21 protein-coding genes are annotated in these 21,428 nt (G+C 69.7%); 7 read left to right on the top strand and 14 right to left on the bottom strand.

Translation table 11 applies throughout. The features are described from left to right. Positions 1-126 precede the first annotated feature (126 nt). A complete protein-coding gene (locus H570_RS0115475; RefSeq protein ID WP_036136488.1) occupies positions 127-1,335 on the top strand; it encodes a dipeptidase in 1,209 nt (402 codons plus the stop codon). A gap of 104 nt (positions 1,336-1,439) precedes the next feature. On the opposite strand, the gene H570_RS0115480 is transcribed toward H570_RS0115475, so the two are convergent. Together H570_RS0115480 and H570_RS0115485 are read right to left on the bottom strand one after the other, a co-directional pair. Beyond that, positions 1,440-1,631: a 30S ribosomal protein THX gene (locus tag H570_RS0115480; RefSeq protein ID WP_027081530.1), complete on the bottom strand. Its 192-nt coding sequence runs from the start codon at positions 1,629-1,631 to the stop codon at positions 1,440-1,442. A gap of 217 nt (positions 1,632-1,848) precedes the next feature. Beyond that, positions 1,849-2,247 (bottom strand): MerC domain-containing protein, encoded by a 399-nt coding sequence (locus H570_RS0115485; RefSeq protein ID WP_027081531.1) that lies wholly within the window; start codon positions 2,245-2,247, stop codon positions 1,849-1,851. An 89-nt stretch (positions 2,248-2,336) separates the two neighbouring features. Between H570_RS0115485 and H570_RS0115490 the strand changes: the two genes are divergently transcribed. Continuing rightward, entirely contained in the window at positions 2,337-4,451 is a 2,115-nt protein-coding gene (locus tag H570_RS0115490; protein ID WP_027081532.1) for a TonB-dependent receptor, read from the top strand. Between the two features lie 10 nt (positions 4,452-4,461). Here H570_RS0115490 and H570_RS0115495 read toward each other — a convergent pair whose 3' ends face one another. Both H570_RS0115495 and H570_RS0115500 read right to left on the bottom strand, forming a co-directional pair. Further along, complete coding sequence (locus H570_RS0115495) at positions 4,462-4,974, bottom strand: GNAT family N-acetyltransferase (RefSeq protein WP_027081533.1); 513 nt, start codon at positions 4,972-4,974, stop codon at positions 4,462-4,464. 14 nt (positions 4,975-4,988) lie between these two features. Beyond that, positions 4,989-5,498: a transcriptional repressor gene (locus H570_RS0115500; protein ID WP_027081534.1), complete on the bottom strand. Its 510-nt coding sequence runs from the start codon at positions 5,496-5,498 to the stop codon at positions 4,989-4,991. Positions 5,499-5,504: 6 nt separating this feature from the next. Here H570_RS0115500 and H570_RS19035 point away from each other — a divergent pair, with 6 nt between their 5' ends. Then, positions 5,505-5,642, top strand: coding sequence for a hypothetical protein (locus H570_RS19035; RefSeq protein WP_156900020.1), 138 nt, complete (start codon positions 5,505-5,507; stop codon positions 5,640-5,642). A 10-nt stretch (positions 5,643-5,652) separates the two neighbouring features. Here H570_RS19035 and gltX read toward each other — a convergent pair whose 3' ends face one another. Next, positions 5,653-7,062, bottom strand: a complete 1,410-nt coding sequence (gene gltX, locus H570_RS0115510; RefSeq protein WP_027081535.1) for a glutamate--tRNA ligase — start codon at positions 7,060-7,062, stop codon at positions 5,653-5,655. 93 nt (positions 7,063-7,155) lie between these two features. Continuing rightward, positions 7,156-7,434 (bottom strand): hypothetical protein, encoded by a 279-nt coding sequence (locus tag H570_RS0115515; protein ID WP_027081536.1) that lies wholly within the window; start codon positions 7,432-7,434, stop codon positions 7,156-7,158. A gap of 209 nt (positions 7,435-7,643) precedes the next feature. Between H570_RS0115515 and H570_RS18380 the strand changes: the two genes are divergently transcribed. The 3 genes from H570_RS18380 to lpxH are packed head-to-tail and all read left to right on the top strand — an operon-like array spanning position 7,644 to position 11,560. Then, positions 7,644-10,247: a serine/threonine-protein kinase gene (locus H570_RS18380; RefSeq protein WP_027081537.1), complete on the top strand. Its 2,604-nt coding sequence runs from the start codon at positions 7,644-7,646 to the stop codon at positions 10,245-10,247. Beyond that, positions 10,244-10,816, top strand: a complete 573-nt coding sequence (locus H570_RS0115525) for an ECF-type sigma factor (RefSeq protein ID WP_027081538.1) — start codon at positions 10,244-10,246, stop codon at positions 10,814-10,816. The genes H570_RS18380 and H570_RS0115525 overlap by 4 nt, the downstream gene beginning before the upstream one ends. 24 nt (positions 10,817-10,840) lie before the next feature. Further along, on the top strand, positions 10,841-11,560 hold the full coding sequence (gene lpxH / locus H570_RS0115530) for a UDP-2,3-diacylglucosamine diphosphatase (RefSeq protein WP_027081539.1): 720 nt from the start codon (positions 10,841-10,843) through the stop codon (positions 11,558-11,560). Between the two features lie 86 nt (positions 11,561-11,646). Here the strand turns inward: lpxH and H570_RS18385 are convergent, their stop codons facing one another. The 7 genes from H570_RS18385 to H570_RS0115565 all read right to left on the bottom strand — a co-directional run bounded on the left by H570_RS18385 (position 11,647) and on the right by H570_RS0115565 (position 18,546). Beyond that, positions 11,647-12,054 carry a COG3650 family protein gene (locus tag H570_RS18385; protein ID WP_051176478.1) on the bottom strand — a complete coding sequence of 136 codons (408 nt, stop codon included), beginning with the start codon at positions 12,052-12,054 and terminating at the stop codon, positions 11,647-11,649. A gap of 271 nt (positions 12,055-12,325) precedes the next feature. Next, positions 12,326-12,892, bottom strand: a complete 567-nt coding sequence (locus H570_RS18390) for a COG3650 family protein (RefSeq protein ID WP_156900021.1) — start codon at positions 12,890-12,892, stop codon at positions 12,326-12,328. 63 nt (positions 12,893-12,955) lie between these two features. Then, a complete protein-coding gene (locus H570_RS0115545; protein WP_027081540.1) occupies positions 12,956-13,762 on the bottom strand; it encodes a ferritin-like domain-containing protein in 807 nt (268 codons plus the stop codon). A 106-nt stretch (positions 13,763-13,868) separates the two neighbouring features. Beyond that, positions 13,869-15,341, bottom strand: coding sequence for an amidophosphoribosyltransferase (gene purF / locus H570_RS0115550; RefSeq protein ID WP_027081541.1), 1,473 nt, complete (start codon positions 15,339-15,341; stop codon positions 13,869-13,871). A gap of 69 nt (positions 15,342-15,410) precedes the next feature. Further along, positions 15,411-16,424, bottom strand: a complete 1,014-nt coding sequence (locus H570_RS0115555; protein WP_027081542.1) for an SPOR domain-containing protein — start codon at positions 16,422-16,424, stop codon at positions 15,411-15,413. A 67-nt stretch (positions 16,425-16,491) separates the two neighbouring features. Next, the gene (gene folC, locus H570_RS0115560) at positions 16,492-17,778 is read right to left on the bottom strand and encodes a bifunctional tetrahydrofolate synthase/dihydrofolate synthase (protein ID WP_036136492.1); all 1,287 of its coding nucleotides are present in this window, start codon (positions 17,776-17,778) and stop codon (positions 16,492-16,494) included. Positions 17,779-17,901: 123 nt separating this feature from the next. Beyond that, complete coding sequence (locus tag H570_RS0115565; protein WP_027081544.1) at positions 17,902-18,546, bottom strand: histidine phosphatase family protein; 645 nt, start codon at positions 18,544-18,546, stop codon at positions 17,902-17,904. Positions 18,547-18,890: 344 nt separating this feature from the next. On the opposite strand from H570_RS0115565, the gene H570_RS0115570 reads away from it, so the two are divergent. After that, positions 18,891-19,109, top strand: coding sequence for a DUF6289 family protein (locus H570_RS0115570; protein WP_027081545.1), 219 nt, complete (start codon positions 18,891-18,893; stop codon positions 19,107-19,109). Between the two features lie 73 nt (positions 19,110-19,182). On the opposite strand, the gene H570_RS0115575 is transcribed toward H570_RS0115570, so the two are convergent. Next, complete coding sequence (locus tag H570_RS0115575; protein ID WP_027081546.1) at positions 19,183-21,279, bottom strand: S46 family peptidase; 2,097 nt, start codon at positions 21,277-21,279, stop codon at positions 19,183-19,185. Positions 21,280-21,428: the final 149 nt, after the last annotated feature.

Genomic DNA, 21,428 nt, shown 5'->3' on the forward strand with positions numbered 1-21,428 from the left:
GCTTGGGCCGCGAGCTCCGGTTTCTCCTGCAGACTGTTTGAAGGATCGCGGCTGGAGCTGCGCCTGCTTCAAAAACTCGCGGCCCAAGCCGCTCCTGCAAATTCCCTGCCCGTGCCGGAGACCTCCATGCATCGCACCCTGTCTGTCCTGCTGCTCGCCATCGTTCCCACGTTCGCATCCGCGCAGGCCACCGACGCCGCGCGCGCGCTGGCGCAGGACGCGGTCATCGTCGACACACACATCGATGCACCCGGCATGCTGATGGACGGCTGGATGGATCTGGGCAAGGAGGCAAAGGGTCGCGAGTTCGATTATCCGAAGGCGCGCGCCGGCGGCCTGGATGTCGCCTTCATGTCGATCTACACCTCGCCGAAGCAGGACGACGATGGCACCGCATGGCAGGTCGCCAACGAAATGATCGATGCGGTCGAGGCGCTGGCCCAGCGCCACCCGGACAAGTTCGCGCTGCTGCGCTCGCCGAAGAACGTCGACACCCTGCGCCAGGGCAATCGCGTGCTGCTGCCGCTGGGCATGGAGAACGGCGCGCCGATCGGCGACGACATCAAGAACGTGCAGTTTTTCTTCGACCGCGGCGTGCGCTACATCACCCTCGCCCACAGCGCGGCCAACCGCATCGCCGATTCGTCGTACGCGATCGAGCGCAAGTGGCACGGCCTGAGCCCGTTCGGCAGGCAGGTGGTGGCCGAGATGAACCGGCTGGGGATCATGGTCGACGTCTCGCACATCTCGGACGAATCGGCGCGCGAGGCGATCGCGCTCAGCACGGTGCCGGTGATTGCCAGCCACTCAGCGTTCCGCCATTTCACCCCGGACTTCGAGCGCAACATCAGCGACGAACTGGCCGTGGCGATCGCCGACAAGGGCGGCGTGGTGCAGATCCCGTTCGGTACCGCGTTCGTCGACCCGAAGGGCGCGGCCGACACACAGGCGCACTTCCGCGCGATCAATGATTTCAACCAGCGCAACGCGAAGCTCAAGGCCGCCGGCCAGCCGCTGGAAAGCGAGGAGGCCTTCGACAAGGCTTGGGCCGCCGCCCATCCGGCGCCGGTCACGCAGATCGACGCGGTGCTCGACCAGGTCGACTACGCGGTGAAGCTGATCGGCGTCGACCACGTCGGCATCGGCTCGGACTTCGACGGCGTCGGCGGCGAGTTGCCGCAGGGCCTGCTGACCGCGGCCGACTACCCGAACCTGGTCGCCGGCCTGCAGGCGCGCGAGTACAAGGACGACGACATCCGCAAGATCCTCGGCGGCAACCTGCTGCGCGCGTGGGCGGCGATCGAGGCCGGCGCGGAGCACGTCACGGCCCGCTGATTCCTTCTAGCCTCCACGGAAACAGCCTCCCGCGCCCGAAGGCCGCGCATGAGAAAGCCCCGCTTCCGGCGGGGCTTTCCATCACACCGGCGCCGGGCCGGTGCCTACTCCTTGACGACGGTCTTCTTCGCCACGACCTTCTTCGCCGGTGCCTTGGTCGCGGTCTTCGCCGCGGCCTTCTTCGCCACCGGTGCCGAAGCCGCGCCCGCGGCCTTCTTGGTCACCTGCGAACGGGCGTTGCCGTAGCTGGAGTTGTAGCGCTTGCCCTTGGCGGTCTTGCGGTCGCCCTTGCCCATCTCGTGCTCCTGGATTCGTGATCTTTCGGAATGTCGATCGCGCCGCGCGCGAGGGCGGCGATTCTACCACGCGCGGTGGCGCAGCCTGCGGCCTGATCCGTCTGGAGGAAAGCCTCCCGGCCAGGGGACGCCCCGAAGGGGCGGGGCGTGGAAGCACGAAGCGGGACCCGAAACATGCGAAGCGCATTTCAGGATTGGACCACTGCGGAGCACTGGTTCAATGCGCGCAGCTGGCGTCGTGCACGTGCCGCAGGTTGAGCAGGTGGGCGATGCCGATCAGGGTGCCGCCCAGGGTCATCACCGCCGCGTGCAGCGCCAGCGAACCGTGGTGCCAGGGCCCGTAGAGCAATCCGGTCCACAGCAGGACCAGCCCGGCCAGCAGCACGCCCAGCGCGCGGATCCGCCGGTGGCGACGATAGCCGTAGACCAGGCTGAAGATACCCACCGACGTGGCGAACATGACGAACGCCATTTCGAAACCGTCGCCCAGCCACGCCGAGAGCCCCAGCGAGGGGATCGCCGCCAGCAGCAGCGGCAGTAGTGCGCAGTGGATGGCGCAGACGAGCGACCCGGTGGCACCGAAGCGGTCGAGGAAGGCGTGGAGGCTGGGATTCATGGGCGGGGAATCATGACTTGCGGCAGGGCGGTTGTCTCGAATTGATATGTTATAACATATTTCCTCGTATCTCCCTGCCCGATTCTCCAATGCCCTTTACCCTCCACCTGCCGGCACCCACTCTCGCCCTCGCCCTCTCCGCGGCGCTGTTTCCAGCCGCCACGCTCGCCGCGCCGGTCGATGCCGGCTCGCCAGCCGCCGCCACGGCGGCCGCAATCCCGGCCGCGGCCGGCGATTCCGCCGACGGCGGCACCCCGCCGCCCAGCGACTCCCGCCACGCCGAAGCTGCCGGCGCGGGACGCCACGTCAAGGACCTCGATTCGGTCGTGGTCACCGCCAGCCCGCTGCGCGACACCGCCGCGGAGCTGAGCAAGCCGACCGACGTGCTGGCCGGCGAACGCCTCGACGAGAACCGCGCCTCGAGTCTGGGCGAGACGATTTCCAGCATCCCCGGCGTGCAGAGCTCCAACTTCGGCCCGGGCGTGGGTCGGCCGATCCTGCGCGGCCTCGATGGTCCGCGCGTGGAGGTGCTCAGTGGCGGCATGTCGTCGGCGGACGCGTCGACCGTCAGCCAGGACCACTCACCGGCGATCGAACCCTTCCTCGCCGACCAGATCGAAGTGCTCAAGGGCCCGTCCACCCTGCTCTACGGCACCGGCGCGATCGGCGGCGTGGTCAACGTGGTCGACGGCCGCATCCCGGAACATGCGATCGATGGCGGCTTCAGCGGCCGCGCCGAGATGCGCTTCTCCGGCGGAGACCAGGACGGCACCACCGGCATGGTGCGCGTCGACGGCGGCAACGAGCGCTTCGCGCTGCACGCCGATGCGGTGTATCGCAACGCCAGGGACTACGACACGCCGGAAGGCCGGCAGGCGAACTCCTTCATCGACACCCGGTCCGGCGCGATCGGCGGCTCGCTGCTCGGCGACTGGGGCTTCGTCGGCGTCTCCGCGTCGCGCTTCGAGGACGACTACGGCAACCCCGGCGAAGCCGGTGACCTCGCCAACGGCGAGCGCGGCGTGTACCTGCAGCTGCGCCAAGACCGTTACGAACTCAAGGGCGGCCTCACGGACCTTTGGGGCGCCGGCAGCGGCCTGCGCTACAGCGTCGGCCACACCGATTACCGGCACGTCGAGTTCGAAGGCGACGCCCCCGGCACCGTCTTCGACAAGACCGCCAGCGAAGGCCGCGTCGAGGCGTCGTACGACGCCGGCAACGGCTGGAAGGGTGCGGTCGGCGTGCAAGGCAGCGACAGTACCTTCGCCGCGGTCGGCGAAGAGGCTTTCGTGCCGAAGACCGCGACGCGCGAACTCGGCGTGTTCGGCGTCGCGCGCAGGTCGTGGGAGGAATTCCAGCTCGACCTCGGCGCGCGCATCGACCAGGTGGAATCCGATCCGGAAGACTTGGAAAGCCGGGATTTCAAGCCGATGAGCCTGTCGATTGCAGGTGGCTGGAAGATCAACGCGCGCTGGCGCCTGACCGCCAGCTTCGACCACTCCGAGCGTGCGCCGGCCGAGGAGGAGCTGTTCGCCAACGGCCCCCACCTTGCCACCCTTGCCTACGAAATCGGCAACACCGGTCTCGACAAGGAGGCTGCCAACCAGTTCGAGGCCGGCGTGCAGTACCGCTCCGGTTTCGTCGACGCGAAGGTGTCGGCCTATTACAACCGCTTCAGGAATTTCATCCATCTCGTCGACACCGGCGAGCAGTGGCATTTCGACGAACAGGACGAGCCGCTGCCGATCCGGGAGTGGTCGCAGCGTGATGCGACGTTCCGCGGCCTCGAGGGCGAAGCGACCTTCCACCTCGCCGACGGCGACCGCGGGCGCTGGGACCTGCGCGTGTTCGGCGACACCGTGCGCGCGTCACTGGCCGACGGCGGTGGCAACGTGCCGCGCATTGCCCCCTCCCGGCTCGGCGCGCAGCTGCGCTGGGAAAGCAGCGGCTGGCGTGCGTCGCTGGGCGCCACCCGCTACGCGAAGCAGGACAAGGTGGCGGCCAACGAGACGGCGACGGCCGGTTACACGCTGGTCGATGCACACGCTGCCTACCACTTCGACAGCGGGCGTTTTGGCTGGGAACTGTTCGTCGACGGCAGCAACCTCGGCGACCAGGTCGCGCGCGTGCATACCTCGTTCCTGAAGGACGTCGTGGCGCTGCCGGGCCGCAGCTTCAACGCGGGCGTGCGGGTGTTCTTCTGACCCGCATGCGTCAGCGCAGTGCGCGCCGCATGCAGCGCGCACCGGCGCCATAGCAGTCCAAGGCGCGGGTACTCGAAACCGGCAGCGCGCAGTAAGCCAGCCGCGACCAGTACGCCTCCGCACCCGGCACCGCGACCAGTTCGCTGTGCGACAGCCCCGCGGCGCGCCCGGCCGCCTCGGCTGCTTCGACCAGGCGCCGGCCAAGCCCGCGGCCGCGGGTCGCCGCAGCGACCGACAGGTCGTGGATGTACAGCACCCGCTCGCCTTCGCCCGACGGCGGCGACAGCACGGTATCCACGGGCGGGGGCGAACCGGCATGCCAGGGATGCGCCAGCACATAGCCCTGCAACGCGTCGTCCGAGAACGCGCCCAGGCAAGTCGCTGCGCCGATCGACATGCGGCTGGCGAACGCGGCCGCGCCATCGCGCAGAGACTGCACGTAGCTCAGGTCCTGCAACGCAAGCGCGGCGTCGAGGTCGCTCGCAGCAAGCGGGCGGATGAGCCAGCCGTGCACGCCAGCCACGGACGCGGCACCCGTCACGCGGACGCCGCGGCGGCGCAGCGCGCGCAGAGGCCGTGCACTTCCAGCGTCTGCGCCTGCGGCTGGAAGCCGAGCGACTTCGCGCGCTGCTCGAGCTGCGCGACAACGTCGAGGTCCTCGAGTTCGACCGCCGAATGGCAGCAGTCGCAGATCAGGAACGGCACCGAATGCTGCGCGGTGCTCGGATGGTGGCAGGCGACGAAGGCGTTGACCGATTCGAGCTTGTGGATGAAGCCGTTGGCGAGCAGGAAATCGAGCGCGCGATAGACCGTCGGCGGCGCGGCGGCACCCGCGTTTTCGCCATCGATGCTGTTGCCTGCACGGATCAGTTCCAGCAGGTCGTAGGCCTTGATCGGCTGGCCCGCATCAGCGACCAGGCCGAGCACGCGCGCACGGATCGGCGTCAGCCGCAGGCCGCGTTCGTGGCAGGCACGCTCGACCGCCGCGACGAAGCCTTCGGCGTCGTGGACATGATGCTTGGGATCGGTGCAGGCGTGCCTGGGCATGACCAGATGATGATGGCGTTGATCGGGGGACTCAAGCCCGCAGCCCTGCAGGAGCGGCGTTCCTTGCAGGAGCGGCGCATGGCTGCGAGCTTTTCCATGTCCGTCGAAAAGCTCGCGGCCATGGGCCGCTCCTGCGAAGGCTGAAGCCGAGCGCCTAGCCGGCTTCTGCAGGAATCTTCGCGATTGCAGCGTCGATGCGCACCAGCGCTTCGTCGCGGCCGGCCAGGTAAATCGTGTGCGCGATGTCCGGACTGACCTGTGTGCCGGTGATCGCCACGCGCAGCGGCTGCGCGACCTTGCCCATGCCCAGGCCCGACGCTTCGACCGTTGCGTGGAAGGCGCCGTCGATGCCTTCGACCGTCCATGCCTGCAGCGCGCCCAGGCGCTCGCGCATGTCGCGCAGCGGTGCGGCAGCCTCGGGCTTGAGATGCTTGGCCACGGCCTTCTCGTCGTAGTGTTCCAGCGGCCGGTACCAGACCACCGCGCGCTCGGCCATGTCCTTGAGCGTCTGCACGCGGTCGCGCAGTGCGACCACGACGTCGGCGGGCGCGGGACCATTGGACAGATCGCAGCCGGCCTGCTGCAGGTGCCACTCGAGGTGCTTCGCCACCGCCGCCGGATCGTCGCTCTTGAGGTACTGCTGGTTGAGCCAGCCGAGCTTGGCCGGATCCAGCCGCGAGGCCTTGGCGTTGACGTCGCGCAGGTCGAACAGCGACTGCATTTCGGTGATCGAGAAGATCTCCTGGTCGCCATGCGACCAGCCCAGCCGCACCAGGTAGTTGAGCAGCGCGTGCGGCAGGTAACCGGCGTCGCGGTACTGCATCACGTCGGCCGCGCCGGTGCGCTTGGACAGCTTGGCGCCGTGCTCGTCGAGGATCATCGGCAGGTGCGCGAACTGGGGCACCTGCGCGCCAAGCGCGCGGTAGATGTTGATCTGGCGCGGGGTGTTGTTGACGTGGTCGTCGCCGCGCACCACGTCGGTGATCTGCATGTCGAGGTCGTCGACGACCACGGCGAAGTTGTAGGTCGGATAGCCGTCGGGACGGAAGATCACCAGGTCGTCGAGTTCGGCGTTGGCGATCTCGATCCGGCCCTTGACCTTGTCGTCCCAGGCAACGACGCCGTCGAGCGGGTTCTTCAGGCGGATCACGCGGTTGGGATCATCGCGGCGCGGCGCGCCCTGCTCGCGATAGGCACCGTTGTAGCGCGGCTTGTCGCCCTTCGCCATCGCCGCCTCGCGCATCGCGTCGAGCTCTTCCTTCGACTCGTAGGCGTAATACGCGTGGCCGGAGGCGACCAGCTGCTCGGCGACCTCGCGGTAGCGATCGACGCGCTGCGTCTGGTAGACCGGGCCTTCGTCGTAATCCAGCCCGAGCCAGTCCATCGCTTCGAGGATCGCGTCGATGGCTTCCTGCGTGCTGCGCTCGCGGTCGGTGTCCTCGATCCGCAGGATGAACTGCCCGCCGCGGCGGCGCGCCTCAAGCCAGCAGTACAGCGCGGTGCGCGCGCCGCCGATATGCAGGTAGCCGGTGGGACTGGGGGCGAAGCGGGTGCGGCAGGCCATGTCGGGTCGCTGTTGGCGGAAACCCGTGATTTTAGCGCGGCCGGCCGCCCGGACCAGTCCGCGCCATGGATTCCGCGCCGTGACCTCCGCGGGTTAACTCCGCGATTTGCGCCCCGCATGCCCGTCCGCGTGCCGGCACGTGAATTCGGGCAGCAGCGGCGCCACGCTGCCGCACCGCTCCCTGGCTTCGGCGTCGCCCTCGCCGGTCACCGCCAGGAATCCCCAGTCGGACAGGCAGAAACCCCTGGCGAGCCGCGTCCGGATCCGCCGGAACGGACTGGACCACTGCAGCGCCAGCGTGGGCGGCTCGTTGCCGGTGGACTGCTGGTTGCCGATGGACTGCGGGTTGCCGATCGATTGCTGGATGTACATGTGCGCCTCCGATGGGTGGACGGGGCATTCGCATGCCTCGTTACCAATGACTGCGCAGATGCGCGACGGATTTGATCATCGCGGCGGTTTGACCGGTTCTGCCCGATCCGGGCGTTGGCTCCGGTTGCCCCCGGGTTGCGTTGCGCCGCGTGGCGCTCACGCGCTCCCGCGCTCACCTACTCCCCCCTTCCCGACGACCCGGAGTCCCGATGGACGACCGATACCTGCGCGCCAAGACCATCGCCATGGAAGCGCTGGACATCGCGCCGGATGCACGGGAAGCCTGGCTGGCACGACGCTGCGCAGACGATGCCGGCCTGCGTGCCGAGGTGGACTGGCTGGTCACCGCCGCGCACACCGGCCCGGACAATCCGCTGGCGCCGGGCTGGCCGCCGGCCGGCATCGAACCGCTGCGCGAGGGTGCGCGCGTGGACGCCGCGCAGCCGGGCCAGTACCGCATCCTGCGCCTGCTGGGCGAAGGCGGCATGGGCGTGGTCTACCTGGCCGAACGCGACGATGGCGATGCCCACCAGCTGGTCGCGCTCAAGCTGCTTGCAAGCGCCGGCCCGCACGGCGCGCGGCTCGCGCAGCGCATGTCCGAGGAGCGTCGCATCCTCGCCTCGCTGCGGCATCCCAACATCGCCCACCTGCTCGACGGCGGCAGCACCGGCAACGGGCAGCCTTTCATCGCGCTGGAGTACGTCGAGGGCGAGCGCATCGACCGCTGGTGCCAGGCACGCGGGCTGCCACTGCGCGAGCGCGTGGCGCTGTTCCTCAAAGTCTGCGCCGCGGTCGAGCACGCGCACCAGCGGCTGGTGATCCACCGCGACCTGAAGCCGGCCAACATCCTGGTCACGGACGCGGGCGAACCGAAGCTGCTGGATTTCGGCATCGCCCGGCTGATCGAGGAGCACGCGCCGGCCGAACCCACCGGCACCGCGCAGCGCGCCCTGACCCTCGCCTATGCCAGCCCCGAGCACGTGGCCGGCAAGCCGTTGAGCACCGCCACCGACGTCTGGTCGCTGGGCATCGTGCTGTACGAGCTGCTGACCGGAACGCGGCCGCACCAGGCGGTGGAATCGGGGCACCTGCTGCCCGACGCCATCGTTTCCGGCGAGATCCGCCCGCCCAGCAGCGCGCCACGCACCGGCGTTCCCGAAACCGACCGCGCGGCGAGCGCGGTCGGCCAGGCGGTGGGCCGGATCCCCGCCGACATCGACGCGATCGTGCTCAAGGCGCTGCGGCACGCGCCCGAACAGCGCTATCCCTCGGTGGCCGCGCTGTCGGACGACCTGCGCCGTTTCCTCGAGTCGCGACCGGTGTCGGCGCGACGCGGGCATGCGATGTACCGGCTGCGGCGCTTCGCCTGGCGGCATCGCTGGCAGGTGGCCGCGGCGTCGGTGCTGCTGGTGCTGGCCAGCGGCTTCCTGTTCGAGCGCGAGCGCCAGCTGCAGCAGGTGATCGCCGAGCGCGGCAAGGCGCAGGCCCTGGCCGGCTTCATGACCGAACTGTTCGCCAACGCCGATCCGTCGCGGTCGCGCGGCGAGCAGATCACCGTGCGCGAAGTACTGGATCGCGGCGCCAAGGACCTGCGCCGCCGCACCGACCTGCCCGCGGACACCCGCGCCGACCTGCTCCTGGCCATGGCTGACGCCAACCAGGGCCTGGCGCTGGAATCGGCTGCCGAACCACTGTTCCGCGAGGCGCTGGAACTCAAGCGCCGGACCGGCCGCCCACCGCTCGAACTGGCGCGGGTGCAGATGAAGCTCGCGCACGCGTACGCCCAGCAGGGACGCAATGCCGATGCCATCGCGATCCATCGCCAGGCGCAGGCGCTGCTGTCGCCGGACCAGCCCGAGGAGCGCATCGAACGCCTCCGCCACCGGGTGGCGGAACTGCGCAACGAGGGCCTGGCGGGCACCCGCCCCGCCGCCGACATGGCCGCCGACCTGGAACGTGTCCTGGTCCAGCTCGGCCGTCCGGACGGAAAGGACCTGGCGCTCATCCGCGCGGACGCGCTCTCGGCGCTGGCCGATGCGCGCCAGCAGCTCGGCGACTTCGATCGCTCGCTCCGCGCCCACCAGGAATCCGTCGCCCTGCGGGAACGCTACTCCGCGGACGATCCGGGAGAGCTGCTGACGGCACGCATCAACTACGCCACGCTGATGCTCGACGTCGACGTCGACCGCGGCATCCGCATGCTGGAAGAGGCCGACAGGGACTACGTGAAACTGATCGGCGAGAACACGCTGGCGCGCGCGGTCAACCTCAACCAGCTTTCCGTCGGCTATTCCCGTGCCGGCCGCCACAAGGAAGCCCTGGGGGCGAGCGGACGCGCCGTGGCCGTGGCGCGCAACACCACCAGCGCCGACAACCGCCTCTACCTCCAGCTCGCGGTCGGCCATGCGATCAGCCTGCGCACGGCGGGCCGCATGCAGGAGTCGGAGGCGCTGCTTCGCGAAGTGCTCCCGGGCCTGCGCAAGCGTTCGGCCCCGGGGGTGGATGCGGTCAACCTGGCGTACGCGCTGTCTGCACTGTCGCGCCTGGTGCTGGACGAACACCACGACACGGCGCAGGCGCTGGCGCTCGCCCGCGAAGCCGAGGACGTGCTGCAGCCATACGCCGCCGATTACCTGGTGGTCTACGACGGCATGATCGATCCGCTGGCGCGTTCGCTCGCCATGCAGGGCAACCACCGCGAGGCCGAGGCTGCGGCGGCACGCTATGCGTCGTTGCTGGATGCACACGGCGAACCGCCGCAATCGCGCTGGCGCGAGAGTCTCGCCGTGCTCCGCAAGGCGATCGCCCAATGAACCCGGCGCCTGGCGACGGTGACGTGACGCGACTGCTGCACGCCGCCGCCGACGGCGAACCCGCGGCGATGGACCAGGTGGTGCAGGACCTCTACCAGGCCCTGCACCACCTGGCCGCCGCGCAGCTGGGTCGCGAACGCAACGATCCGATGCTCAGCGCCACCGTGCTGATCAACGAAGCCTGGCTGAAGCTGTTCGCAGGCGAGGCGCTGCCGCCGCTGGAGAATCGCGGCCACCTGCTGGGGCTGGCTGCCCACGCGATGCGCCAGGTACTGATCGACCACGCGCGCAGGCGCATGTCCGCCAAGCGCCCGCAGGACCAGGACCGCATGCAGCTGACCGAAGTAGCCGACAGCCTGGGCGCGGAGGTCGAACCCGACCTGCTGGAAGGCGCACTCGACCGTCTCGCCGCGCTGGACCCGCGCCAGGCGCGGATCGTGGACATGCGCTTCTTCGCCGGGCTGACCGGAGAACAGATCGCCGCCGCGACCGGGCTGTCCACGGCCACAGTGCAGCGCGAATGGCGGATGGCCCGGGCCTGGCTGCGGCGCGAGCTTGCCGTGGACTGAGCCGCGGCACCCTACAATCGCCGCATGGCCAGCCTCTTCGTTTCCGACCTGCACCTGGATCCGGCGCGACCGGAAATCACCCGCCTGTTCGGCGATTTCATCGAGGGCGAAGCACGCGGCGCCGATGCGCTGTACATCCTCGGCGACCTGTTCGAGGCCTGGGTGGGCGACGACGATCCGTCGGACACCGGCGCTTTCGTGGCCGAAAAGATCAGGGCGCTGGCCGACAGCGGCGTGCCTGTTTCCTTCATGCACGGCAACCGCGATTTCCTGCTTGGCGACGATTACGCACGGCGCGCCGGGATGAAGCTGCTCACCGATCCGACACGCATCGACCTGCATGGCAAGCCGGTGCTGCTGATGCACGGCGACACGCTGTGCACCGACGACGTGGCCTACCAGCAGTTCCGCGCGCAGACGCGGGACCCGGCGTGGCAGGCAGGGTTCCTGTCGCAGCCGCTGGCCGCGCGCCTGGCGTTCGCGCAGCAGGCACGCGCCGCCAGCCAGGCGCGGCAGGGCGAACTGCGCCACGCCGGGACGATGGAAACGATCACCGACGTGTCGCCGGCGGCAGTGGCCGCGGCGTTCGAGGAACACGGCGTAGACACGATCATCCACGGGCACACGCACCGGCCGGCGGTGCACGATGCCGGCGGCCGGCGACGGATCGTGCTCGGCGACTGGTACGAGCAAGGCTCGGTGCTGCGCGTGGACGGATCCGGCTACCGCCTGTCCGCGCTGTAGACAACGCAGCCGCCGCACGCGGCCGGATCTGGATCCAGATGCCGCCGCGTGTGAACCGCGCGGCGTCCTGCCAGCGACGGAACTGCTCAGCTGCCGGCGGCGCAGCCGGTCATGCGCTCGTCGCCGTAGCGCCAGGTGGCGCTGAAGTCGAACCGTTTGCCGGACATCGAATCCTCGCAGGCCTCGGCCCGGATCTCGAGGGTGAAGGGCAAGGCACCATCGCTGCCCGAAAACGAGACCACGCCGTCGCGGTCTTCTCGGCGGGCCTGCAGCGTCTTGCCGTCGTCCATCTCGGGAGTAACGTAATGCAGGGTGTCGTCCTCGACGTCGATCGCCCAGAACGGCTCGTTGCCGCGTGCCCTGAACTCCTGCATCACCGCCAGGCCAGCTGCCGCGCTGGCGGGGGTCGCTGGCGTGTCGGCAGGGTGCTGGGTGCCGCAGGCAGTCATTCCCGCGAACAGCGACAGCATCAACAACGGCAGTGCCTGCTTCACGTCATGTTTCCTGTCGATGCGTTCTCCGGGATGCGCACGCTAGCCGGGCCGATGCCAAGCCCGGGTGATGACGCCGTTCGAGGCAGCCGGCCGATGCGCCCTTCCACGCAAGCGCAGGCCTGCACGCGCCGTTGATGCGCGACGCCGGCCGCCACTCGGGGAGCGCGCCCACATGAAGGCGAGTGGCGTTTTCGGACGACGGGCCGGATCATCGCCCTGCCCCGGCATGCCGCTCGCGGGGCCGCACGCATGACCGCTCGGACGCGCGCGCTCAGGGCACCGTGATGCGTCCGCAGCCCGTCTGGATCTGCCGGCCGAGCTGGAACTCCGCCTGGTAGGCGTAGGTTTCGTCGGACATGCCGTCGCTGCACGCGCCGGGCGTGACCTCCACGCTGAACGCGGTGATGCCGTCCTCGCCCGTGTAGCGCACGCCACCGTCGGCCAGCAGTTCGCGCTCGACCTGGAAGTGTTCGCCAGGATCATTGTCCGGCGTGGTGTAGTGCATCTCGGTTCCGGAAATGTCGATGCTCCAGAACGGCTCGGTCCCGAGCAGGCGGATTCGCCGCGCACGCTGGATCGCGTTCGAACCCGCTGCGGCCACAGGCGCTCCGGCGTTCGCGTCTTCCGGCATAGAAGCGGCCGCATCCGCGGCGCTCGCGTCCACCGCGGCAGACGCCGCGCCCGGCACCGGTTCGGCGTCGGCGTGGGCAGCTGCCGGCTCGGCGGCAGTGTCCGCGATGGCAGGCGTGGACTGGTGCGAAGCGGACGTCGCGTCCTGCGGCTGGCAGGCGGCCATGCCAGCGGCGATCAGGAGGGCAGCAAGAGCATTCGGGTGCATGTCATGACCTGTCGGGAAGCGGAAGGGACAGGGTGCCTGTCCGCGCCTGAAGATACGGCAAGTTCAAGCCAGCGAGGCCAGGAGGCTCTCGAGCTCCTCCGGATCGAAGCCCGCGGCGGTCCTTGCCTCGACGTTGAGCGGGCCATGCAGGAGGCCGCCGGCATGGGTGTGCAGCAGTTCGATGAAACGATTGCGCGGATCGACCCCGGCGCGCTCGCAGTGCCAGCGATACCAGCGCGAACCCGCTGCCACGTGCGCCACTTCCTCGCGCAGGATCGTTTCGAGAATCGCCACGGTGGCGTCGTCGCCGAGCGCCTGCAGCCTGGTGATCATTCCAGGCGTGACGTCGAGCCCGCGCGCTTCGAGTACGCGCGGGACCAGTGCCATCCGCGCCAGGCCATCGTGCGCGGTTTTCACGGCCATTTCCCACAGTCCGTTGTGCGCGTCGAAGTCGCCGTAATCCTTGCCGAAATCGTGCAGCCGCGCGCGCAGCGCGGTGAAGTGGCGAGCCTCGTCATTGGCCACCGCCACCCAGTCGACGTAGTACGCGGCAGGCATTGTGCGGAAGCGATAGACCGCATCCCACGCCAGGTCGATGGCATTGAACTCGATGTGCGCGACGGCGTGCAGGAACGCCGTTCGCCCTTCATCGCTGCCCAATCCACGCCGCGGCAGTTCGCGCGGATGCACCAGGCGCGGCCGCGCCGGGCGGCCGGGCATGCCGATTGGCTCGGGCGGCGGCGCGTCTTCGTCGATGGCCAGTTCGCCGCGGGCAAACGCCTCGGCAGCGGCGAAGGTGGCCGCGACCTTGTCATCGGGCGATGCGGCGTCGAGGCAGGCGCGGGCAGCGATGAACAGCGAGCCGGTCACGCTGTCGCCCCTGTAGGAGCGGCTTCAGCCGCGAGCTTTTCGGGCCCCGCAACTGCCGTCGAAAAGCTCACGGCTGAAACCGCTTCTGCAAAAGCAGGCTGCAGCCTCACGACGCCAGGCGACGCCGACGCTTGGCTTCGTCGGAACGCAACTGGCGCAGGCGTTCGAAATAGCCGGGCTCGATCCCGGTCACGTACTCGCCGTTGAAGCACGAGCTGTCGAACCGGAGGTCCGGGCACTTCGGCCCGGCAACCGCCGCTTCAAGGTCGGCCAGGTCCTGGTAGACCAGCCAGTCGCAGCCGAGCAGCTGTTCGATCTCCTTCTCGCTGCGGCCGTTCGCCACGAGCTCCTCGACCGACGGCATGTCGATGCCGTAGATGTTCGGATGGCGCACGGGCGGCGCCGCGGAAGCCAGGTAGACCTTGCGCGCACCCGCATCGCGGGCCATCTGCACGATCTGCTTCGAGGTGGTGCCGCGCACGATCGAATCGTCGACCAGCAACACCACGCGGTTGCGGAACTCCAGCGGGATCGCGTTGAGCTTGCGCTTGACCGACTTCGCGCGCTCGCCCTGCCCGGGCATGATGAAGGTGCGGCCGACGTAACGGTTCTTGACGAAGCCCTCGCGGTACTTCACCCCGAGCACGCTGGCGATCTCCATGGCCGAGTCGCGCGAGGTGTCCGGAATCGGGATCACCACGTCGATGTCGTGGCCGGGGCGCTCGCGCAGGATCTTCTCGCCCAGGGTCACGCCCATGCGCATGCGCGCCTTGTGCACCGAGATGTTCTCGATCATCGAGTCGGGGCGCGCGAAGTACACGTACTCGAAGATGCACGGTGCGTGCGCCCTGGGCTCGGCGCACTGTCGCACGTGCAGCTCGCCGCGCGCGGTGATGACCACGCCTTCGCCGGGCGCGACGTCGCGCATGCGCTCGAAGCCGAGGATGTCGAGCGCCACCGATTCCGATGCCACCGCATACTCCATCCCACCTTCGGCCTCGCGCTTGCCCAGCACCAGCGGGCGGATGCCGTGCGGATCGCGGAACGCCACCAGGCCCAGGCCCAGCACCGTCGCCACCACCGCATAGCCGCCGCGCGCGCGGCGGTTGACGCCTTCGATCGCGCGAAACGCCGCATCCGGGCCGAGCGCGTTCTGGCGATCAAGCTCGTGCGCGAACACGTTCAGCAGCACTTCCGAATCCGACTCGGTATTGACGTTGCGGCGATCCTGCTCGAACACCTCGCGGCGCAGCGCGTCGGTGTTGACCAGGTTGCCGTTGTGGGCGAGCGCGATGCCATAGGGCGAGTTGACGTAGAACGGCTGCGCTTCGTCCAGGCCCTCGCTGCCCGCGGTGGGATAGCGGCAGTGGCCGATGCCGACGCGGCCTTCGAGCAGCGCCATCGCGCGGGCGTCGAACACGTCGCGCACCAGGCCGTTGCCCTTGTGCACGCGCAGCTGCGTGCCGCTGACGGTGGCGATGCCCGCCGCGTCTTGGCCGCGGTGCTGGAGCACGGTCAGGCCGTCGTACAGCGCGGCCGCGACTTCAGTGGTTCCGACGATGCCGACGATGCCGCACATGGGGATTCTGCCGTTGCTGGAGGAAAGTGCGGTCGCCGCCGAAGCGATGGCCGCAGTGTCGATATGGGGTCAGGGGTGCGAGCGCACCATGCCGTCGATGCCTAGCTTGGCCTTGATCTGGCCCTTGAGCCGGTCGGCGTCGGCGCGGCTCACCACCGGCCCGGCCAGCACGCGGGTCAGCGTGCCCTTGTCGGTCTTGACCGTTTCGGTGAAGGCGCTGAAGCCGGCGGCGCGCAGCTGGTCGCGCTTGGCGGTGGCCTGCGCGGCGTTGCCGAATGCGCCGATCTGCACCGCGAACCCGACGCCGGCAGCGGCAGGCTTCTCGGCGGGCTTCGGCGTCTCGGCCGGCTTGGCGGCCGGCTTCGGCGCCTCGACGGGCTTTTCGGCCGGCTTGCTGGTGCTGGCAACGGGACTTGGCGGCAGCGGCTTGCTGGCGATTTCGGGAGCGGACGCCGGGGCGGCGGCCGGCTTCGACACGGACGCCTCGGCTGGCTCGGCGGCGTCCAGCGCCACCACGCGCGCGCCGGCGTGCTTGCCGACGCGGGCGGCCTCGACGCGGGCGATCTCGGCGTCGGCGCGGGTCGCATACGGCCCGATCCGTACCCGCCATGCCTGCCGGCTGCCGACCTGCGCGGCCTCGCGGTAGGCCGGCAACTGCGCGCCGCGCAGGCGCGCGACCACGGTGTCCGCGTTGACGCTGCTGTCGTAGGCGGCGAAGTCCACCGCATAGTCGCCGCCGGCGACGGTTGGCGGCAGCATCGCCGCGGCCGTGGCCGGCGCTGCAGCTTGCGCTTCGTCCCGGCCGGAAGGCGCGGTGGTGGTGTCCACGGTCGGCAGCGACTCGCCGTCGACGGCATCGCGCGACTGCATCCCGACCACCCCGTCCTGGGGCGCATCGTCGGGCACGACCAGCGGCAGGTCGCGGGTCTCGTACTGGCCCTGCGGCGCATCCGGCACCTTCAGCGGCACGTCCGAAACGCCGCTGTCCGGCGCCGGGCCCTTGACCAGCATCGGCAGGAAGATCACCGCGAGCGCGACCAGCACGGCGGCACCGATCAGGCGCTGCTTCAGTTGAGAGTCCACAGTCCGGGTTCCATCGCAGCCGCGACAGCGCGGGGGCCGGCGAATTATACGCGGGCCACCCTCGTGCTCATGAATCGCCGGTCGCCAGCGACTGCAGCGCCTCGGCGGCGGTATGGAACGAGCCGAAGACCAGGACCCGGTCGCCGCGGTGCGCGTGGGCGAGCGCCGCCGACAGCGCAGCGGCGACGGTCGGGTGGCGGTCGCCGCGGCCGGCTGCAGTGCCTGCCAGGCGCGCGGCCAGCGCATCGACCGACGTGCCCCGCGGCCCGGACGATTCGAGCCCGGCGAGGAACCAGCCATCGACGCGCTCGCCGATCGCCGCCACCACGCCGGATGCGTCCTTGTCGCCGAGCGCGGCATAGACCGCCAGGCAGCGACCGGCGGCCGGCACCGCGTCCAGCCAGGCGGCCAGTTCGCGCGCGGCCTGCGGGTTGTGGCCGACGTCGACCACGACCTCCACGCCACTGCGTTCGAACACCTGCAGGCGCCCGGGCAGGCGCGCCGCCGCCACGCCCTGCGCCCACGCGTCGTCGGGGATCGTGGCGTCCAGCGCGCGCAGCGCGGCGATGGCGGCGGCGGCGTTGCGCAGCTGCACCGGCGCGGCGAGCGCCGGCAGCGGCAGCTCCAGTTCGCAGCCGACCTCGCGCCAGCGCCAGCGGGCGTCGTCGATCCGTTCGAAGAAGAAATCGTTGCCGGCGCGCCAGGTCGATGCGCCGATCGCGTAGGCATGGCCGAGCACGCTGGAAGGCGGATCGTCCTCGCCCAGCACCAGCGGCTTCCACGCCCGCGCGATGCCGGCTTTCTCGAACCCGATCTGCTCGCGGTCGTTGCCGAGCCAGCCCTGGTGGTCAAGGTCGACCGTGGTGATCACCGCCACGTCCGCATCGACCACGTTGACCGCGTCCAGCCGCCCGCCGAGGCCGACTTCGAGGATCGCCAGGTCAAGAGTGCTGCGTTCGAACAGCCACAGCGCTGCGAGCGTGCCGTATTCGAAATAGGTCAGCGCGACTGCCCTGCCCTTGCCCGTCCGCGCGGCCTCGACCGCGGCGAACGCCGCCACCAGCGAGGCATCGTCGACGTCATGGCCATCGATGCGCACGCGCTCGTTGTAGGCCAGCAGGTGCGGCGAGGTGTAGGCACCCACCTTCCATCCGGCCGCGCGCGCGATCGCCTCGATGAACGCGACCGTCGAACCCTTGCCGTTGGTGCCGCCGACGGTGATGACATGCCGCGCGGCGCGACCGAGCTGCATGCGCGCGGCGACCTCGCGCACGCGCTCCAGGCCCATGTCGATGGGCCGGGGATTCTGGCGCTCGATGTAGGCGAGCCAGTCGGCGAGGGTGGTCGGAGGCATGGAGGGCGGACACGGAAGTGGAATGGAGTGGGAATAGCGTAGCGCCGTGGCCGTCATTCTCCCTCGCGGCCCGTCCGACGCCATGAACAGGCGAGGCGTGTCCCGGATCGCCCCACCTGCACGCTACAGCGCCCGATGCACCGCCTCCCCGAAGAACGGCGTGTGGTGAGAACAGTCGTTGAGGCGGACCACGTCGAGGTGGTCGACGTCACGGCCTTCGAGCAGGTTCAACGTGGTCGGCGCCTGGCGGAAACTCCACAGGCGCGCCAGCGGGATGCCGAGCACGTGGCACAGCAGGACACGGTTGACCGCATCGTGGGCGACCACCAGCGCGGTGTCATCCTGGCCGAGGCCCGCGACGGCGCGTGCCAGCGCCGGCCACGCACGATCGAACACGTGCTGCAGCGATTCGCCGCCGGGCATCAGCACTTCGTGCGGACTGTCGCGCCAGGCCAGCAGGCGCTGCGGATCGCGCTCGCCGATCTCGGCGGCGAGCAGGCCTTCCCAGGTGCCGTGGGCGATCTCCATCAGCCCCGGGTCGATGGACAGCATGCCCATGCGCGTTTCGCCGAGCGCGAGTTCGGCGGTACGGCGCGCACGCGACAGCGGCGAGGCGACGGCGCGATCGATGCGCACATCGCGCAGGCGCTCGCCCAGTGCGCGCGCCTGCGCTTCGCCGACCGGTGACAGCGCGATGTCCTCCTGGCCCTGGTAGCGGCCTTCGGCGTTCCACGGCGTTTCGCCGTGGCGGGCGAGCAGGATTTTCATGAGGTTCGGCGACTCCGCACGGGGCGGCGGCAGCGTAGCAGACCCGCAGCCGGCGCCGGCCGGGTGCAGCACGAAGAAGCGGGGAGCGGGAAAGCCGCTCCTGCGCAAAGGGATCGCGGAGCGGCGCGCGGGCACGAGCGTGCAACCGGCGCAATCGCGGCGTGACCGGCTGCGCAAACCGCGCATGGTGCGATGCGGCGACGCGCAGATTTGACCGCCGGCTAACTTCCCGTCTTCCAGTTTGACGCGGCCGGCGACGATGCCGGTGGCCTGGAAGGCAGTCGTGGCGCAGCTCTGTCGCGCATGTCGTCCAGCCTTCTCCTCCAATCACGGGAAACTTAAGCATGCGCACCAGACTTGCCATCACCCTCGGCCTTGCCATCGCCATGGCGGCCGGCATTGCCATCGCCAGGCCCAACAACGGCGACCTCGGGGTCTATCTCGATGACGGCGGCAACGTCGTCGGCACCTTCTCGGTCAGCTGCAACGGCGTCTTCGGCTACAGCGGTACGCGCACCAGCCACCCGGTGACCAACGGCCACCTGATGTGCAACCTGCGCTGACCGGCGCCTCGTAACGCACAAGATGAAACGGCGGCCCCAGGGCCGCCGTTCCTTCATTCCGCGGCGCGCGCGATCAGCGCTTCGCGCGCGGCGCCAGGCCGAGTTCCTCCAGCACCTGCGGCGCCGGGTAGACCTCCTGCATGATCCAGCGGATGTAGCGGCTGTCGACCGAGATCATCCGCGTCATCTCCGGGTCGAACACCCAGTTCGACACCACCGCTTCCCAGTTCATGTCGAACGCCAGGCCCACCAGCCGCCCGCGCGCGTCCATCACCGGGGAACCGGAGTTGCCGCCGGTGATGTCGAGGTCGGAGAGGAAGTTCACCGGCACCGTGCCCAGGCGCTTGTCGGCCAGACCGCCGTAGCGCTTGGCCTTGACCGCGTCCACCAGCGCCTGCGGCGAATCGAACGGCTCCTTGCCGGTGGTCTTCGCCGCCACCTGCTCCAGCGTGGTGAACGGCAGCTGCTTCGCACCGTTGAGCTTGGTGTACGGCTGCACGTGGCCGAAGGTGATGCGCAGCGAGCTGTTGGCATCCGGATAGACCGCCTCGCCCTTGCTCTGGCGATAGTCGGCCACCGCCTTCAGGTACACCGGCCGGGCCAGCAGTGCGTCGCCGGCGCGCGCCTTGCGCGCGTCTTCGCGCGCGAGCAGCGACGGCATCACCGCGACCGCGTACTGGATCGCGGGATCCTTGCTCGCCTCGAAGTCCTTGCGCGAGGCTGCGAACCAGCGCAGGCGTTCGTCGGTGTCGCCGAGTTTGGTCTTCGCCAGCTTGTCGATGGCGCGCCCGACGTGCTTGTCGTCGCTTCCGCCGAGCCACTTGTCGAGCGCGGCGTCACGCTGCGCCTCCGGCAGCGCGATGTACTGCTGCAGCCAGTAGCGCTGCAGCTGGCGATCCATCTCCGGCACGTAGCGGCGCTCCATCTGCTTCATCGCGCCCTCGATGGAGGCATCGTCGCGGTCCTGGTAACCGGCTTCGCGCTGCGCGTCGGGCTTCTCGTGCTCGATCGCGCGGCGATACAGCGTGAGCGCAACGTCGACCACGCCGGTGTTGTCGAAGCGCGAGACGATCAGGTCGCGCTCGCGCGTGGCGCGGGCGTCTGCGGCCAGCGCCACCAGCCTTTCGTGCGCTTCGAGCGCCGGCTTGCCGGCGTCGCCCTGGCCGCGCAGCCAGTCGAGCACTGCGGCTTCCTCGCTGCGCTTGCGCGCGGCGGCGTCGATGCGCTCGAAGCCCTCCACCTGGCCAGCGTAGTTCTTCATCGTGTTTTCCCAGCCGCGCACGGTGCTGGCGTACTTCACCGCGATGTCCGGGTCCTTGATGCCGGCCGCGTCGACCAGCGCCGCGAGCTGGCGGTAGTGCCTGGCGATCGCCGGATAGCTCCAGCCAGCGGCGTTGTCGAACTCGTCCGCCAGCGCATACCGGCTGGTGACGCCGGGATAGCCGGCGACCATGACGAAATCACCCGCACCCAGCGGCTTGTCGGCGAACTTCAGCCAGTGCTTCGGCTGGTAGGGCACGTTGTCCTGCGCATATGCGGCGGGCTTGCCATCCTTGCCGACGTAGGCGCGGTAGAACGAGAAGTCGCCGGTGTGGCGCGGCCACATCCAGTTGTCGATGTCGCCGCCGAAGGCGCCGACGCTGCCCGGCGGCGCGTAGACCAGGCGCACGTCGCGGATTTCCAGGTTCTTGAACAGGCGATAGGTATTGCCGCCGGCGAAGCTGTACAGGCGGCAGCGGTAACCGCCGCCTTCCTCGCAGCTGGCGACCAGTTGCTTCTCGATGTCGTCCAGCGCGTTGGCGCGCGCGAGCGCGTCGGGCGCGGCGGTGATCGCGGCGTCGACCCTGGCAGTCACGTCCTCGATCGATTCGAGCGCGTAGATGCGCGCGTTCGGCCCGGCGGACAGTTCGTCGCTCCGCTGCGCGGCGTTGAAACCGTCGGTCATCAGGTTGCGATCGGGCGTGGAGTTCAGCTGGATCGCGCCGTAGGCGCAGTGGTGGTTGGTGACCACCAGGCCCTGCTTTGACACGAAGCTCGCGGTGCAGCCGCCGAGCGAGACCACCGCGCCCATCGGGTCGCCGGTGAGGTCGGCCAGGTCGTCCGGATCGAGCTTGAGCCCGGCCTTCTTCAGCGTCCTGGAGATCTCCGGCAACTGCTGCGGGACCCACATGCCCTCGCCGGCCCGGGCCGTGCCCGGCGCGGCGATGGCCAGCGTTGCCAGTGCCGCGGTCGCCGCGGCCAGAATCGTCATTCGCATGTTCTCTTCCTGCTTTCAGATCGTTGTGGTGCAAAACGTGTCGGATGGATCCGCGCGGTGCA

Source organism: Luteimonas mephitis DSM 12574, assembly GCF_000422305.1.
GTDB lineage: Bacteria > Pseudomonadota > Gammaproteobacteria > Xanthomonadales > Xanthomonadaceae > Luteimonas > Luteimonas mephitis.